Here is a 15,735-nt window from a genome sequence, read left to right on the forward strand (position 1 = left end):
ATTCGATGTGCGAGACTAGCAGCATGCTGGAGCTCGCGATCCTGGGATTCCTGGCCGACGGGCCGCTACACGGCTACCAACTGCGCCGCCGCATCGCCGACTTGTCCGGACACAACCGGCCGGTCAGCGACGGCAGCCTCTATCCGGCCATCAACCGCCTGGTCAAGGCCGGGCTGTTGGACCGGTGGACCGAACCGGGCGCCTCGGGTGCCCAGCGGCACACCCTGCGCCTGACGCCCAACGGCCACGCCGAGCTGCTGCGCCGGCTCCGTACGCCCGACGAGCTGGACATCAGCGACGGCACCCGGTTCTTCACGGTGCTGGCCTTCCTCTCCCTGCTCCCCGATGCCGCCGAACGGCAGGCGGTGCTGCGCCGGCGGCTGGAGTTCCTGGAGCAGCGGGCGAGCTTCTTCTACGACGGCGACCGCCTGTTGAGCGCCGAGGACATGGACGACCCGTACCGCCGCGGCATGCTCCTGATCGCCCGTGCGACCGGCCGTGCGGAGCGCTCCTGGCTCAGGGACATGCTGAGGGACACGCAGGACTGAGCGGTGGGCCCGGTTCGTAACAGGGCCGGAAGGGCGTAACAGGACCGGAAGGGCGCGGGCGGACACGGCGGACCGGGACGGCCGGACCGGGACGGCCGGACCAGGACGGCCGGATCAGGACGGCCGGACCAGGACGGTTCAGGCGGGGACGGCCGTGTGGAGGAAGGGCTCGACCGCGCGGCGCCAGGCGTCCGGTTGCTCCCAAGGGAGCCAGTGACCCGCGTCGGGGATCTCGGCGTAGGCGCCCCGGGGCAGCACCCGGACCATCTCCTGGGCCTCGGCGCGCCCCAGTTCACCGTCCAGGCCGCGCACCACGAGCGTGGGGCACCGGACCTGGGCGAGTTCCTCCCAGTGGGCGTCGTGGACCCAGGTCTCGCGGACGGTGAGCATCCGACGGCGCGAGAAGACCGGGCGCCAGCCGTCGGCGCGCTCCGCCATGATCTCGGCGAAGAACTCGCCGCGGGCGGGCCTGGGGCGTTCCAGGGTCGGATCGTCCTCCCCGAACCACCGGCGGACGTCGGCGAGCGTGGCGAAGGGGACCGGCCAGGAACGGAACCAGTCCGCCCACTCCCGCTGCGAGGCCGCGCCCAGGGCGGAGGCGCGCATGTCGCAGATGACCAGGGCACTGACCAGGTCCGGTCGGCGGGCGGCCAGTTGCCAGGCGGTCAGTGCGCCCATGGAGTGGCCGATGAGCGCGGCCGGTGCCATATGGAGCTGTTCGATGGCGGCGATGCCGTCGGCGATGTATGCCTCGCGGCCGTACGGGCCTTCCGGCGGCTTCTCGCTGCGGCCGTGTCCGCGCTGGTCGAGGGCGACCGGGCGGTGCCGCGCGCCCAGCCAGCGGGCGGTGTCGGCCCAGTGCGACGCGCGCCCCATGAGGCCGTGGAGCAGCAGCACTCCCGGCCTGTGCTCACCATGACCGTCACCGCCCCGGTCGCTCTTCGGCGGGTCGGTGAACTCCCAGGCCGCGAGCCGGATGTCGCCGGTCCCTATGACGTCGATCCGTCGCACCATATGCCCTGGCACCCCCATCCCTGTCGTGCCCAGCCGACTCACATTATCGAACTTGTATTCGGATACACCCTTTTCACGTTCAACACCGCTCGTTCGAGTGACCACGCTCAAGGATTGGCGGGCCGCGCCGAGGGGAGACAGCTACCGGGAGGCGGGCCCTACCGGGAAGAAGGCCCGCGGGGCAAGACCCTGAGAGCTCGGGGCTCCGGGTCTTGGCGGGGGGACATGGGGAGGCGGGGCCCCGGCTGCTCGCAGCGCCGGGGCCCTCGTTGTCGAAGGCCCTAACCCGCGAGCCGCCTCGGAGACCGCCCAAGGGCTTCGACGGCGCCGACGGCGCCGACGGATTCGGCGGTGCGGGCCGGTCCGGTGTGCTCGCCGTCCCCGGTGCGTTCAGCGCATCTGGGTACGGCCTGAATGGCGGACGCCGCCTCTGTGATGGCTGCGGTCCGTTCGGCGGATGCGGTGGATACGGCAGATGCGGTGCATGCGGCGGATTCATGTGGAACCCTCCCGGCCCGGGAGACGGCGGCAGACCGCGGTGCCTCGTACGCCCCCAGCCGCCGGGCCCAAGCCCTCAGCACGACACGTCCCACGCCGACGGCGCCCGCGCGGGCAGGTGTCAGCGCCAGCCTGACACGGCACCGGCCGCACCGCTCGGATTCCGCCAACTCCGTTGGGAACCGGCGGATCGCGGGCCGGGAGGGCCGGGCGACGTCACAGGTCAGCGGCCGAACGGCGGCTGCGCGCCCCGGCGGCTCCGGCCGACCCGGAGGCGCCGAGGGACCCCGGCGGAGCCGAGCAGCCCAAAAGCGCCGGACGGCCGGGAAGCACCGGACAGCCGGGAAGCGCCGGACGGCCCGGAGGTCCCGGCTCCTCCGTAAGGCCGCAGAGCCCGGGAGCGGAACCCGTGAGAAGCCGGGAGAACCCGGAAGGCAGGTTCCGCGGCCCCGGGCGGCAAGCTCAGCGCTTGGCCACGAAGACGTGCGAGGCGATCTCCGACTGGAGCTCGGCCGCCTCGCCGCTGCTGCCGATGAGCACCCCGGCCGGCGACTCCGTCACGCTCACCACCGCGCCCGGCTGCACCCCGGCGCGCCGCAGCGTGTACATGAGCTGGGCGTCCGCCTGGATCGGCTCGCCGATCCTGCGCACCACGACCGTCTTGCCGTCGGAGCCGGCGTCCAGCTCCATCAGGCTCACCATCCCGTCGTCGAGGAACGGGTCCGGCTCGGCCTTCTCACCCAGCTCCTCCAGGCCCGGGATGGGATTGCCGTACGGCGACTCCGTCGGGTGGCGCAGCAGCTCCACCACGCGCCGCTCGACCGCCTCGCTCATCACGTGCTCCCAGCGGCACGCCTCGGCGTGCACATGCTCCCACTCCAGCCCGATCACATCGACCAGCAGGCACTCGGCGAGGCGGTGCTTGCGCATGACGCGCGTCGCCAGCCGCCGCCCTTCCTCCGTCAGCTCCAGATGACGGTCGCCCGCGACGGTCAGCAGGCCGTCGCGCTCCATGCGCGCCACCGTCTGGCTGACCGTCGGGCCGCTCTGTTCCAGCCGCTCGGCGATCCGGGCGCGCATGGGCACCACACCTTCCTCCTCCAGTTCGAGGATGGTGCGGAGATACATCTCCGTGGTGTCGATCAGTCCGGACATGCGTGCCCCTCGATGTGTCGTGCGGTGGCCCTGACCTCAATTCTGACGCATCCCACTGACAACGGTGCCGTCCCGACGTCCACCGCACCGCTCGAACAGTCGCACGGGCGGCCGGACGGACGCCCGCGTACCGCCCCGAGCACGGACGAACGCCGTCCCGGCGCCGTACGGGCACCGCACCGCCGTACCGCCCCTCCGCCCTCTTCGCCCCTCCTCCCCCTCCGTATCGGTGCGCTCGTATTGACAGGGAAGTGGTTCACACCGCAACGTGATCCGCGCCACGGACATCGGACGGCTCCGGACGCACCGGCCCGGGCGCAGCGCGCACATACGGCACGCACACGCGATACGCGGTACGCAGGTGCACCGCTGCCCGCGTGCACCGTTGCCTCCGTGCACCGTTGCCTCGTACGCCGATGAGTCCGTGCACCGGCGGCTCCGTGCACCGGCAGCCCCGTGCGTCGGTGGCCCCGTGCATCGGTGGACCCGTGCAACGGCGACACCGGCAGACCCGTACGCCGGTATCCGGTATGCAGGACGACGACGAGCGAAGCAGAACGAACGACCCGAAGTGACGAAGTGACGAAGCGACGAGAGGGGCCCGCGGCGATGGGCGGAAGCGACCGGCTGGCCGGGCAGTACTTCGATGCCGCGATCGACCTGCTGCGCCAGGTCCGCGACGAGGAGGACGAGCACATCGTCGCGGCCGGCGCGCTGATCGCCGACACCGTGGCCTCCGGGGGCCGCGTCTTCGCCTTCGGTGCCGGCCACTCCTCCCTCCCCGCCCAGGACACCGTCTACCGCGCCGGCGGCCTGGCCGTACTGAACCTGCTGTCCGTGCCGGGAGTGACCGGTGTGGACGTACGGCCCGCCACGCTCGGCAGCGCGCTCGAACGGGTGGACGGGCTGGCCGGGGCCGTGCTGGACACCAGTCCGCTGGAGCGCGGCGATGTGCTCGTGATCGTCTCCCTGTCCGGGCGCAACTCCCTGCCGGTGGAGATGGCCATGAACGCGCGGGCACTCGGTATCAAGGTGATCGGTGTGACCTCGGTGGCGTACGCCGAGGAGACCCGGTCACGGCACGTCTCCGGTACGCACCTGAAGGACCACTGCGACATCGTCCTGGACAGCAAGGTCCCGGTCGGGGACGCGGAGTTGACCTTCCCGGGCGTCGACGGAGCCTTCGCCCCCGCCTCCACGGTCGTCACCAGCGCGATCATGCAGGCCGTCGTGGCCACGGCCGCCGGCGCGCTCGCCGAACGCGGCATCGACCCGCCGCTGCTGCGCTCGGGGAACGTCGACGGCGGGCACGAGTGGAACGGCCGGGTGATGAGCGAGTACGCCGACCGGATCTTCTACCGGCGGTAGGCGCACCCGGTTCGGCCGCCGGCACGTCTCACGGCCCGGCCACCAGACGTGCACACGGCCGGACGGTCATACGTTGAAGCCGCCGTCGACGTCGATGGCCGCGCCGGTGACGTACCGGCCGCCGGTGCCGGCCAGGTGGGCGACGGTGGCCGCGATGTCGTCCGGGGCGGCGTAGCGGCCCAGGACGGTCAGACCGCGTATCGCGTCCGCGTTCGAGCCGTCGGCGGGGTTGGCGTCGGTGTCCGTCGGCCCCGGGTGGACGAGGTTGACGGTGATGCCGCGCGGCCCCAGGTCACGGGCCAGCCCCTTGGTCATGCCGATCAGGGCGGTCTTGGTCATCGCGTAGAGGGTGAATCCCGGGAAAACCGTGCGTCCGGCAACGTTGCTGCCGATGCTGATGATCCGGCCGCCCTCGCGCATATGAGGGACCGCGGCGCGAGCGGCCAGGTACGGCGCGCGGACGTTCACCGCGAGCGCGCGGTCGATCTCGGCCGCCCCCAGGTCCTCGACCGGCCCGACGACGAACAGCCCCGCATTGTTGATGAGGATGTCGAGCCCGCCGAGGGCCTCGGCGGTCTTCTCGACAGCGGCCGGGACGGCGGTCGCGTCGCCGCTGTCGGCCTGGATCGCCAGCGCCCGGCGCCCCATGGCCTCGATGTCCGCCACCACGGCTGCGGCGCGGTCGGCGCGGTGCTCGTACGTCAGTGCCACATCGGCGCCTTCCTCGGCCAGCCGCCGGGCGATCGCCGCGCCGATGCCCCGGCTGCCGCCGGTGACGAGCGCGGCCTTGCCCGCGACGCCGGAGCCGGAGCGGGAGCGGGTGCCGGCGCCGTCCGTGCTTTTGCCGTTGATGCCGGTGGTCTCGTTGTTCTCGATCTCGTTCATGCGTCCAGCTTCGGCGTCGGCCGTACGGATGACCGGCGGAAACCGGACGCGCTGCTCGGCACGGCCGCCCGCCCCTTCCATACGGACCGGGCAGCCGCTTCCGTACGAGCCTGGCGACGCCTTCCGTACGGGCTCAGCGGCCGGCCGGGAGCCCCGACAGGTCCAGCGCGGCGGCGATGCGTGCGGCGACGTCCTCCGCGTACATCGCGTCCGCGCGGTCGAAGGGACGGCGCGAGGCGCCGCGCAGAAACGTCACCACACCCAGCGTCCGCCCCCGGCTGCGCAGCACCGCGCACAGGCCGTGGACCGTGCCGTCCGGCCACTTGCGGGCGGCGGCCCAGCCCTCGGCCGGTACGGCACCCGCCGCCGCACGTACCGAGCCACGGCGCTCGAACGCCTGCATCGCCGGGTGGTTGGCGCCGTACGCCACCGGAATGCCCGTCGCCGGGACCGCCTCCGACGGGCCGGGCGCACCGGCGGGCGAAGCGATGGCCCGTACGAGCCGGAGCGCACCGTGGCCGGACAGCCCGCCCGCGCCCGGATCATCGACGGCACCGGACATGCCGGACGGGCCGGATGCACCGGACGGACCGGACAGGCCGCCGGACGGGCCGGGCCCGGGCGAGACGTCCAACCAGGCAGCCCCCTGCGGCACATTCCCGGCACCGGCCGGGGAATCGGCACGCGCGTCCGTATCCGCGCCCGTATCCGCGTCTGCGTTCACGTCTCCTGCCGCGCTCTGCTTCCCCGCGGCTTCCGCCACGCCCCCCGCTCCCTCCACTCCCGCCGTTTCAGCCGCATCCGCAGCACCGAACGCGCCGGACACAGACGCATCTCCGCCCCCACCGGAAACGGCAGACACACCAGCACCAGCCCCAGTCCCAGCCCCAGAGGTCCCCGCAGCCCCCGACGCCCCCGAGACCCCTGAAGCCCCACGAGCCGCCGCCGCGAGATCGACCAGCCCGTGATCCGCGAACCCCGCCAGCGCGAAGTCCAGATGCACCGCCGCCGCCTCCACCGGATCCTCGCACTCCCCGGCCGCGCGCCCCGCCCGGTGCAACTGCTGGGCGCGGAAGCGCAGCAGCGAACTCTCCTGTTCGGCCCGCTTGGCCTCGGTGATGTCCTGGAACAGCCAGCCCACCCCCAGCGGAACCGGCTCCTCCGCCAGCGGGGAGGCCAGCCGCAGGAATCCGCTGCGCCAGCACCGCCGCGTCTCCTCGGCGTCGGCGGACCGCAGCGTCACCCACAGTTCGGCGGCGGCCGGCGGCGCGCCCTCCGCCAGGACGTGCTGGAGCGCGCCCTCCAGCTCCTCCACGCCCTGGGCGAGCAGATCGCCCAGCGGGCGCCCCAGCATGGCCGTACGCCCCACGCCCAGGGCCCGCGCCGCGTGGGTGTTGACCACGGCCGGGCGCAGGTCCGCGTCGACCAGCACCACGCCCCACGACGCGTCGTCGAAGAGCGCCTCGCTCAGCGCGATGGACCGCTCCAGGTCGATCTGCGCGTGCACCTCGCTGAACGCGCAGTACACGCCGACCGGTTTGCCGTCCGCGCCGGTCACCGCGGAGGACTGGGTACGTACCAGAACCCGGCGCCCGTCCTTGGTCAGCAGGGCGAATTCGTTCACCTGCCGGCCCGGCGCCGTCATCGCGGCGAGCAGGCCGGCCTGCACCCCCTCCGCGTCCTCCTTGCGGACCGCCCACCCGGCGAGCCCCGGGCGCCCGACGGCCTCCTCCGCCGTCCAGCCGAGGATGCGCTCGGCCTCGCGGTTCCAGTGGGTGACGGTGCCGTCCGCGCCGAAGGCGCACAGGGCGGCGTCCATCCCGTCCAGAAGAGCGGCGAGCAGCCCGGAGTCGTCACTGTCCGGCTGTGGCGGATCCTGGTCCGCGGTGCTGCGCGCCTGCTCCGGCACGGTGGCCTCGGAACGGTGCGACGAATGGGACGAAGACGAAGCAGTCACTGGCACCCCCAATGAACCGGCCGCACGTGCTGCACGTCGGATCATTCAACTCGAACGTGACGCAGCCCACACCCCATTCGTCGAAATCCGTGCCCGCCGGAAAATCGGTTGTCGCCTCCCGGGCCGCCTTCCTAGGGTGTGGAGCACACGAGAAGGGAGGTGGTTCGGCAGATGTATGACAACCGGACGCGTGAGGTGACTGCGGGCTAGCGGTCCGCCGTCGCATCATTGCAGCGCCGGACCGGCGTACGAAACAGGTACGCAGCCGGCCAATCCCAAGCAGTCACCCGACCCGTGGGCTGCCGGTTCGTCCGACCGGCCCCTTCGCGCCGCACGGCGCGGGGGAAGCGGCCCACGGGTCGTCTGCGTTCTCATCCACGTTCGCCTGCGTTCTTGTCCGCGTTCGCCTGCGCCCGTCCGCACTCGTCCGCGTCCGGGCCCGGACCACCCGACCCGCCGTAAAACCACCGAGGCCCACTGAAGGCCCCTCGGCTCAGCCCTCAATCTCAAGGCGCCAGCCGCTCGACGACCCACCGCTCGTCCCCGACAGCCCCACCCACCTCACCGTCCCCCTCCGTACGGACATACCGCAGCCGGTCGTGCAGCCGGTTCGCGCGCCCCTGCCAGAACTCCACCGTGTCGGCAGTGACACGGAAGCCGCCCCAGTGCGGTGGCGCCGGCACCTGCTCGCCCGCGGGGTAACGGGCGGCCAACTCCTCGTACGCCCGCTCCAGTTCCTCCCGGGACCCCACGACCGCGGACTGCTCGCTGGCCCATGCCCCCAATTGAGAACCGTGCGGCCGGGTACGGAAGTACGCGGCGGTCTCGTCGCGGCCGATCCGGGCCGCCGTACCGGTCACGATCACCTGACGGGCGAGCGGGTGCCAGGGGAACAGCAGCGAGACATGCGGATTTTCCGCCAGGTCACGGCCTTTGCGGCTGGTGTAGTTGGTGAAGAAGACAAAGCCGTGCGCGTCGAACCGCTTGAGCAGTACGGTCCTTGAGCTCGGCCGCCCGGCCGCGTCGGCGGTCGAGACGACCATCGCGTTGGGCTCGTGCACTCCGCTGACCACCGCCTCCTTGAACCAGTGCGCGAACTGCTCGTACGGGGTGTCGGCGAGGTCGTCCTCCAGGAGCCCGTCGGCGCGGTAGTGCTCACGCATGGACGACGGGTCGGGGACCGGGGAAACGGGCGCGTCGGCAGGGTGCACGGGCTCATCTTGCAACATCGCGGGGGCCTGGGCAGCCGGATGGCCGGAAAGTCTGCCCGCCGACGACAGCGCGTAACCCTCGCGTAAGCGAATCGCTCAGTGTGCCGGATCTCACGCTTCCCGGCACGTGCCGTACCGGCCAAAATCATGGCGTTGCCCGCTGTGGCCTTCGGACAGCGCGGGATATCGTGTCGGCCCTGAAGAACGCCCGAAGAGCCTGATGAACGCCCGAAGACCGCGAAGAGACTTCAAAGACCTCCACCGAGCTGTATCTTCCGGATCTCCCGGTTCTCCCGGACCTTCTGGATCTCCCGGTGAGCGCGCCGCGCCCGCGACGCCACCCGTCGGACCACCGGCCCTCCACGGGGCCGCGCCCGTCGGGTGACCAACGCCCATACGGGGCATCACCAGGAGAAGGCCAGAAAGACCGGAAAGACCCGAAAGGCCGGAACGGACCGCGAGCTGCCCGCGCAGCCGCGTAACCACCCCGGTCCTCGCACGCCGGACACGGCCGGACCGACCTGTCGGGACGGCCGGGCCGACCGGACACCACCGGATGTACCGGTCATACCGGACGCGTTCGGAAGTGTCGGACCTTGACAGCACGGACGGCACGGCATCTTGGTCATGAGTCGTATGTCGGTCATGACCGGCATGCCGCTTGTCGTCCCCAGCCCCCACACCCCTACCTACGTCACGTCCCTATCTTGAGGAGCCGCCTGATGTCCGACTTCGTACCCGGACTCGAAGGAGTCGTCGCGTTCGAGACGGAGATCGCCGAACCGGATAAGGAAGGCGGCGCACTGCGGTACCGAGGCGTCGACATCGAGGACCTGGTCGGACACGTGTCCTTCGGGAACGTCTGGGGCCTGCTGGTGGACGGCGCGTTCAACCCGGGCCTGCCGCCCGCCGAGCCGTTCCCCATCCCCGTCCACTCCGGCGACATCCGGGTCGACGTACAGTCCGCGCTGGCGATGCTCGCGCCCGTATGGGGACTCAAGCCCCTGCTGGACATCGACGAGGCCACCGCCCGCGACAACCTCGCCCGGGCCGCCGTCATGGCACTGTCCTACGTCGCCCAGTCGGCGCGCGGCCAGGGCCTGCCGATGGTGCCGCAGAAGGAGATCGACAAGGCCGGGACCATCGTGGAGCGCTTCATGAAGCGCTGGCGCGGCGAGCCCGACCCCAAGCACGTCGCCGCGGTGGACGCCTACTGGACCTCGGCCGCCGAACACGGCATGAACGCCTCCACCTTCACCGCCCGGGTCATCGCCTCCACCGGCGCGGACGTGGCCGCCGCGCTCTCCGGCGCGGTGGGCGCCATGTCCGGACCGCTGCACGGCGGCGCGCCCTCCCGCGTCCTGGGCATGATCGAGGAGATCGAACGGACCGGTGACGCCACCGCGTACGTCAAGCAGGCGCTGGACCGCGGCGAGCGCCTGATGGGCTTCGGCCACCGCGTCTACCGCGCCGAGGACCCGCGGGCGCGGGTACTGCGCCGTACGGCCAAGGAGCTGGGCGCGCCGCGCTTCGAGGTGGCCGAGGCCCTGGAGAAAGCCGCGCTGGAGGAGCTGCACAACCGCCGTCCGGACCGGGTGCTGGCCACCAACGTGGAGTTCTGGGCGGCGATCGTCCTGGACTTCGCCGAGGTCCCGGCGCACATGTTCACGTCGATGTTCACCTGTGCGCGTACGGCCGGGTGGAGCGCCCACATCCTGGAGCAGAAGCGCACGGGCCGGCTGGTGCGCCCGTCGGCCCGCTATGTCGGGCCCGGCGCGCGCAGCCCGCGGGAGATCGAGGGCTTCGCGGACATCGCCCGCTGAGGCGGGACGGTGACGGCGTGCGGGCGGGGTACCGGGCCCCGCCCGCACCCTCACAGGGCCCGCGCTCATAGGGCCCGCGCTCACATAGGGCCCTCACTGCTCATGGGGCTCTCACGCTCACGGAGCCGCCCCCGCCCTCCTCACTCTCCCGCCCCTCTCCCTCCTCACATCGGCGGATTCAGCACCTCGTCGATGATCCGCGCCCACTGCCCGACCACCCGGCCACGCCGGGCCGTGTCGTCCGTCAGCAGATTGGCCAGCCCCAGCCCACGGGCCATGTCCAGCAGCCCCTGGACGGTCTCCCGGACCCCCGGAACGCTTTCGTCCGCCCCCAGCAGCTCGACCGCCGTACGGTGCGCCTCCCGCCCGACCCGGGCCTCCAGCGCCGTGACCCGCTTGCCCAGTTGTTCCTCGTCGCCGGCCGCCACCCACAGATGCAGCGCCGCCCGGAACAGCGGCCCCGTATAGAGCCCTACGAGTTCCTCCACCACCCTGCGCGTACGGGCGGCGGAACCGGCCGGCGGCAGATCACGGGCCACCGCCCGCAGCGCCCCCTGCCGCTTCTCCGCGACATGCTCCACGGCCGCGGTGAACAGATCCTCCCGGGTACGGAAGTGGTGCTGCGCCGCGCCCCGCGAGACCCCCGCCCGCTCGGCGACCACGGCGACCGTACTGCCGTTCCAGCCGCGCTCCGCCAGACAGGCGACCGCCGCCTCCAGCAGCTTCCGCCGGGTGGCGCGGCTGCGCTCCTGCTGCGGCGCCCGGCCCGGCGTCACCGCACCCGTACCCATGCCGGCTCCCGCCGCTGGAGGAAGGCCGTCATGCCCTCCTGGGCCTCCGGCGAGGCGAACAGCCGCGCGGACTCCTCGGCGAGCGCCCGCGTGTCACGGTCGAAGGCCCGTACGACCTCGGCGGTGGCCAGCCGTTTGGCCGCCGCCAGGCCCTGCGGGGAGCCCTTGCGCAGCCCGTCCAGTACGGGCCCGAGCGCCGCGTCCGGATCGTCGGCGGCCACCGTCACCAGCCCGGTACGGGCCGCCTCCGCGGCGTCGAAGCGCTCCCCCGTCAGGTAATAACGGGCCGCGGCCCGGGGGTCCATACGAGGCAGCAGCGGCATCGATATGACGGCGGGCGCCAGCCCCAGCCTGGCCTCGGTGAAGGCGAACGTGGCACCGGGCCCGGCCACCGCTATGTCACAGGCCCCGACCAGTCCGAGCCCCCCGGCCCGTACATGACCGGTGACCCGAGCCACCACGGGCTTGGGCAGCTCCACCACCGTCCGCAGCAACCGGGCCAGCGCGAGCGGCGCCGCGGTCGGCGCGCCCGGGCCCGGGCCGCCCGCTGCGGTGGCCTCGGACAGAGCGGTGGCCTCGGACAGATCCGCCCCCGCACAGAAGGTGCTACCCGTGTGCGTCAGCACCACGGCCCGCGTGTCCTCATCCCGCGCCGCCTCCGCCAGCCCCTCGTACAACTCACCGACGAGCCGGACGGACAACGCGTTGCGGTTCCCCGGCGAGTCCAGGGTCAAGGTGGTGATCCCGCGCTCCCGCTCACACCGCACCAACGGCACCGCGACGTCCGGCGCCTGCGGGTCCGACGCCAAGGACTCCTCCGCGGACTCCCCCAAGAACCTCTCCGAGGACTCCTCCGAAGACGGCGACACACCACTCATAAGGCCGCAGACCTCCCTTCCTGCCTTCCTGGTTACGCAGTTCGTACGCCACCACAGCCCCCTGCCGCCACCGCCGGAACACCGGCCCACGGACCTGCCCTCTGGAGGGTGTCAGCGCCCCCGGGATCAATCAAGCACGCTTGCAGGATTCGCCACGGCGACACCCTGCCCGCCGGCATCGTCAACAGGCGTCGTCGATCTTGTGCTTCAAGATCGGCGCCGTCAGTAGGACTTGGGGAGCCCCAGGGTCTGGTGGGACACGTAGTTGAGGATCATTTCGCGGCTCACGGGGGCGATGCGGGCCACGCGGGAGGCTGTGATCAGGGACGCGAGTCCGAACTCCTCGGTCAGGCCGTTGCCGCCGAGAGTGTGTACCGCGTGGTCCACGGCTCGGACCGCCGCCTCGGCCGCCGCGTATTTGGCCATGTTGGCCGCTTCGCCCGCGCCCATGTCGTCGCCCGCGTCATAGAGGTACGCCGCCTTCTGCGTCATCAGCCGGGCCAGTTCCAGTTCGATGTGGGACTGGGCGAGCGGGTGGGCGACGGCCTGGTGGGCGCCGATGGGGGTCTTCCAGACCTGGCGGGTACGGGCGTATTCGACGGCCCGGGTGAGGGCGTGGCGGCCCATCCCCAACGCGAACGCGGCGGTCATGATCCGCTCCGGGTTGAGGCCGGCGAAGAGCTGGAGCAGCCCGGCGTCCTCCTCGCCGACGAGGGCGTCGGCGGGCAGCCGTACGTCCTCCAGGAGGAGTTCGAACTGCTTATCCGGAGCGGCGAGTTCCATGGGGATGAGGGTGCGGGTGAAGCCGGGGGCATCGCGCGGGACGATGAACAGGCAGGGCTTGAGCCTGCCGGTCCTGGCGTCCTCCGTACGGCCGACGATCAGCGTCGCGTCGGCGACGTCCACGCCCGAGATGAAGACCTTGCGCCCGCGCAGGACCCAGGTGTCGCCGTCGCGGCGCGCGGTGGTGGTGATGCGGTGGGAGTTGGAGCCGGCGTCGGGCTCGGTGATGCCGAAGGCCATCTTGCGGGAGCCGTCGGCCAGCCCCGGCAGCCACTGCCGGCGCTGTTCCTCGGTGCCGAAGCGGGCGATGACGGTGCCGCAGATCGCCGGTGAGACGACCAGCATCAGCAGCGGGCAGCCGGCCGCCCCCAGCTCCTCCAGCACGATGGCCAGCTCGGCGATGCCGCCCCCGCCGCCTCCGTACTCCTCGGGGAGGTTGACGCCCAGATAGCCCAGCTCGGCGGCCTGTGCCCAGAGTTCGTCGGTGTGCCGGCCCGCCCGGACGACCTCGGCGAAGTACGGCCGGCCGTAGCGCTCGCCGAGCGCGGCCACCGCGGCGCGCAGGGCGCGGTGCTCCTCGGGCTCGATCACGGGGGAGATGGTCGACGGGGGCTTTGTTGCGGGGGGTTCGTTGCAGGAGGCTCTGTTGCAGGAGGCTTCGTTGCAGGAGGCTCTGTTGCAGGAGGCTCTGTTGCAGGAAGCCTGGTTGCAGGGGGCTTGGTTGCACGGTTGCTCATGGTGGGATCCCTTTCCGGTTCCGGTCACTCGGTGATGACGGCCAGCAGGGTGCCCGGCTCGACCTGGCGGCCGGGCTCGGCGTGCAGGGCCGTCAGGGTGCCGGCGGCCGGTGCGGTGATCTTGTGTTCCATCTTCATGGCCTCCAGCCACAGCAGCGGCGCCCCGGCCTCGACCCGGGCCCCCTCGGCCACCCCGTCCGCGAGCCGGACGACCGTGCCGGGCATGGGGGCCAGCAGCGATCCCGGCTCCGTACGGGCCTGCGGGTCGGGGAAGCGGGGTACGGCGGTGAACGTGTACGAGCCGTCGGCACAGTCGACGAAGACCCGCTCGCCGCGGTCGTCGGTCCCGGCCCGGTCACCGTCCCCCCAGGCCCGGTCACTGCCGTTCCAGACCCGGTCACCGCCGCCCCAGGCCCTGCCACCGCCGCCCCCGCCGCCGTACCGCGCCACGTCCCACTGCCTGCGCACCCCGTCCACTTCGAGCACCGCCCGGTCCGCCGTCACCTCCAGCAGCCGTACGCCGGGGAAGTCCTCGGCGCGCAGCCCGTCCCGGGTGTGGCGGTAGCGGATCTCGTACGGGGTCCCGTCGTGGGCGTACGTCCTGGTGTGCGGCTGCGACGGGACGTTGCGCCAGCCGCCGAAGCGGGAGCGGCCGTGCGCGGCGGTGAGGGCGGCGGCCAGCGCCGCCAGACGCGTCCCCGATTCCGGCCGGGGGCCGTGAGGGCGGCGAGATGACGCACGTAGAAGCCGGTGTCCAGGGCTCCGCCCGGCCCGCCGAAGCCCGCGAACTCCGGGTGCCGCAGCGACCGCAGGAGCAGGTCGCGGTTGGTGACCGGGCCGTGGACGCGGGCCCGTTCCAGCGCGCCCGCCAGCTTCCGTACGGCTTCCGCCCGCGTCGGCGCCCAGGCGATGACCTTGGCGAGCATCGGGTCGTAGTGGACGCCGATGCTGTCGCCGTCCACGACGCCCGAGTCCAGCCGTACGCCGTCGGGCACGCTCAGGCGGTGCAGCGTCCCGGTCTGCGGCTGCCAGTCCGCCGCCGGGTCCTCGGCGTACAGCCGCGCCTCGACGGCATGCCCGTACGGCTCGGGAGGCGTGGCGGGCAGCGGCGCTCCCTCGGCCACCCGCAACTGGAGGGCCACCAGGTCGACGCCGTACACGGCCTCGGTGACCGGGTGCTCGACCTGGAGGCGGGTGTTCATCTCCAGGAAGCAGGCGCCCCGTTCGGCCGACACCAGGAACTCCACGGTGCCCGCGCCGCGGTAGCCGATGCTGCGGGCGGCCCGCGCCGCCGCCGTGTGCAGCGTCTCGCGCAGCGCGTCGGTCAGGCCGGGCGCGGGGGCCTCCTCGATGACCTTCTGGTGGCGGCGCTGGAGGGAGCAGTCGCGGGTGCCCAGTGTCCAGACCGTTCCGTGGCCGTCGGCGAGGACCTGCACCTCGATGTGGCGTCCGCCCTCGACGTACGGTTCGCAGAACACCTCGCCGTCCCCGAAGGCCGCGCCGGCCTCGGCCCGCGCCGCCGCCAACTCGTCACCCAGCACGCTCAGTTCCCGTACGACGCGCATACCGCGCCCGCCCCCGCCCGCCGCCGCCTTGACCAGCAGCGGCAGATCGGCCCCGGTGGCCCGTTCCGGGTCGACGGGCGCCAGCAGCGGGACACCGGCCGCCGCCATCAGCTCCTTGGCGCGTGTCTTGGAGGCCATCGCCTCGATGGCGGCGGGCGGCGGGCCGACCCAGGTCAGGTCCGCGTCGGTGACGGCCGTCGCGAATCCGGCGCTCTCGGAGAGGAAGCCGTAGCCGGGGTGGACGGCGTCCGCGCCCGCCGCGTGGGCCGCCTTGACGATCAGGTCGCCGCGCAGGTAGGTGTCGGCGGGCGCGCTGCCCGCGAGCCGTACGGCGGCGTCGGCCTCCCGTACGTGCGGCGCTCCGGCGTCCGCGTCGGAGTACACCGCCACCGTCGATATGCCCAGCTCACGGCACGTACGGAAGATCCGGCGGGCGATCTCCCCGCGATTGGCGACGAGCAGGGAAGAGATCACTGGTGTCTCACGCCTCTCAACTGGTGCCGGCCACGTGTCATAGCTGGT

The 15,735-nt window shown here is 72.5% G+C and carries 11 protein-coding genes and 1 pseudogene; 3 read left to right on the top strand and 9 right to left on the bottom strand.

Translation table 11 applies throughout. From position 1 onward, the window contains the following. Positions 1-23: 23 nt before the first annotated feature. Positions 24-548, top strand: a complete 525-nt coding sequence (locus tag KGS77_RS13410) for a PadR family transcriptional regulator (protein ID WP_242581243.1) — start codon at positions 24-26, stop codon at positions 546-548. Positions 549-686: 138 nt separating this feature from the next. Here KGS77_RS13410 and KGS77_RS13415 read toward each other — a convergent pair whose 3' ends face one another. Next, positions 687-1,562, bottom strand: a complete 876-nt coding sequence (locus KGS77_RS13415; protein ID WP_242581244.1) for an alpha/beta hydrolase — start codon at positions 1,560-1,562, stop codon at positions 687-689. Positions 1,563-2,522: 960 nt separating this feature from the next. After that, positions 2,523-3,215, bottom strand: coding sequence for a metal-dependent transcriptional regulator (locus KGS77_RS13420; RefSeq protein ID WP_242581245.1), 693 nt, complete (start codon positions 3,213-3,215; stop codon positions 2,523-2,525). A gap of 609 nt (positions 3,216-3,824) precedes the next feature. On the opposite strand from KGS77_RS13420, the gene KGS77_RS13425 reads away from it, so the two are divergent. Continuing rightward, positions 3,825-4,583 (top strand): SIS domain-containing protein, encoded by a 759-nt coding sequence (locus tag KGS77_RS13425; protein WP_242587454.1) that lies wholly within the window; start codon positions 3,825-3,827, stop codon positions 4,581-4,583. 66 nt (positions 4,584-4,649) lie between these two features. Here the strand turns inward: KGS77_RS13425 and KGS77_RS13430 are convergent, their stop codons facing one another. From KGS77_RS13430 to pdxH, 3 genes are all read right to left on the bottom strand, one after another. After that, positions 4,650-5,468, bottom strand: coding sequence for an SDR family oxidoreductase (locus KGS77_RS13430; RefSeq protein WP_242581247.1), 819 nt, complete (start codon positions 5,466-5,468; stop codon positions 4,650-4,652). Positions 5,469-5,601: 133 nt separating this feature from the next. After that, positions 5,602-7,377: a PAS domain-containing protein gene (locus KGS77_RS13435; protein ID WP_242581249.1), complete on the bottom strand. Its 1,776-nt coding sequence runs from the start codon at positions 7,375-7,377 to the stop codon at positions 5,602-5,604. A gap of 554 nt (positions 7,378-7,931) precedes the next feature. Continuing rightward, the gene (gene pdxH / locus KGS77_RS13440) at positions 7,932-8,588 is read right to left on the bottom strand and encodes a pyridoxamine 5'-phosphate oxidase (RefSeq protein WP_347404583.1); all 657 of its coding nucleotides are present in this window, start codon (positions 8,586-8,588) and stop codon (positions 7,932-7,934) included. Positions 8,589-9,358: 770 nt separating this feature from the next. Here pdxH and KGS77_RS13445 point away from each other — a divergent pair. Further along, positions 9,359-10,459 (top strand): citrate synthase 2, encoded by a 1,101-nt coding sequence (locus tag KGS77_RS13445; protein ID WP_242581253.1) that lies wholly within the window; start codon positions 9,359-9,361, stop codon positions 10,457-10,459. 164 nt (positions 10,460-10,623) lie between these two features. Here KGS77_RS13445 and KGS77_RS13450 read toward each other — a convergent pair whose 3' ends face one another. The 4 genes and pseudogenes from KGS77_RS13450 to KGS77_RS13465 form a co-directional block, all read right to left on the bottom strand. Next, positions 10,624-11,250 (bottom strand): TetR/AcrR family transcriptional regulator, encoded by a 627-nt coding sequence (locus KGS77_RS13450; RefSeq protein ID WP_242581255.1) that lies wholly within the window; start codon positions 11,248-11,250, stop codon positions 10,624-10,626. Further along, on the bottom strand, positions 11,232-12,128 hold the full coding sequence (locus tag KGS77_RS13455; RefSeq protein ID WP_242581257.1) for an enoyl-CoA hydratase family protein: 897 nt from the start codon (positions 12,126-12,128) through the stop codon (positions 11,232-11,234). The genes KGS77_RS13450 and KGS77_RS13455 overlap by 19 nt, the downstream gene beginning before the upstream one ends. Positions 12,129-12,350: 222 nt before the next feature. Further along, complete coding sequence (locus KGS77_RS13460; RefSeq protein WP_242587455.1) at positions 12,351-13,511, bottom strand: acyl-CoA dehydrogenase family protein; 1,161 nt, start codon at positions 13,509-13,511, stop codon at positions 12,351-12,353. 161 nt (positions 13,512-13,672) lie between these two features. Next, positions 13,673-15,687: pseudogene (locus KGS77_RS13465) on the bottom strand (biotin carboxylase N-terminal domain-containing protein). Positions 15,688-15,735: the final 48 nt, after the last annotated feature.

The sequence above is a fragment of the Streptomyces sp. MST-110588 genome, assembly GCF_022695595.1.
Classification (GTDB): domain Bacteria; phylum Actinomycetota; class Actinomycetes; order Streptomycetales; family Streptomycetaceae; genus Streptomyces.

Excerpts from the sequence above, each read along its gene's own strand:
- pdxH (WP_347404583.1), bottom strand. The coding sequence starts at position 8,588 with ATGCGTGAGCACTACCGCGCCGACGGGCTCCTGGAGGACGACCTCGCC.
- KGS77_RS13445 (WP_242581253.1), top strand. The coding sequence starts at position 9,359 with ATGTCCGACTTCGTACCCGGACTCGAAGGAGTCGTCGCGTTCGAGACG.
- KGS77_RS13455 (WP_242581257.1), bottom strand. The coding sequence starts at position 12,128 with ATGAGTGGTGTGTCGCCGTCTTCGGAGGAGTCCTCGGAGAGGTTCTTG.
- KGS77_RS13425 (WP_242587454.1), top strand. The coding sequence starts at position 3,825 with ATGGGCGGAAGCGACCGGCTGGCCGGGCAGTACTTCGATGCCGCGATC.
- KGS77_RS13410 (WP_242581243.1), top strand. The coding sequence starts at position 24 with ATGCTGGAGCTCGCGATCCTGGGATTCCTGGCCGACGGGCCGCTACAC.
- KGS77_RS13420 (WP_242581245.1), bottom strand. The coding sequence starts at position 3,215 with ATGTCCGGACTGATCGACACCACGGAGATGTATCTCCGCACCATCCTC.
- KGS77_RS13450 (WP_242581255.1), bottom strand. The coding sequence starts at position 11,250 with ATGGGTACGGGTGCGGTGACGCCGGGCCGGGCGCCGCAGCAGGAGCGC.
- KGS77_RS13415 (WP_242581244.1), bottom strand. The coding sequence starts at position 1,562 with ATGGTGCGACGGATCGACGTCATAGGGACCGGCGACATCCGGCTCGCG.
- KGS77_RS13430 (WP_242581247.1), bottom strand. The coding sequence starts at position 5,468 with ATGAACGAGATCGAGAACAACGAGACCACCGGCATCAACGGCAAAAGC.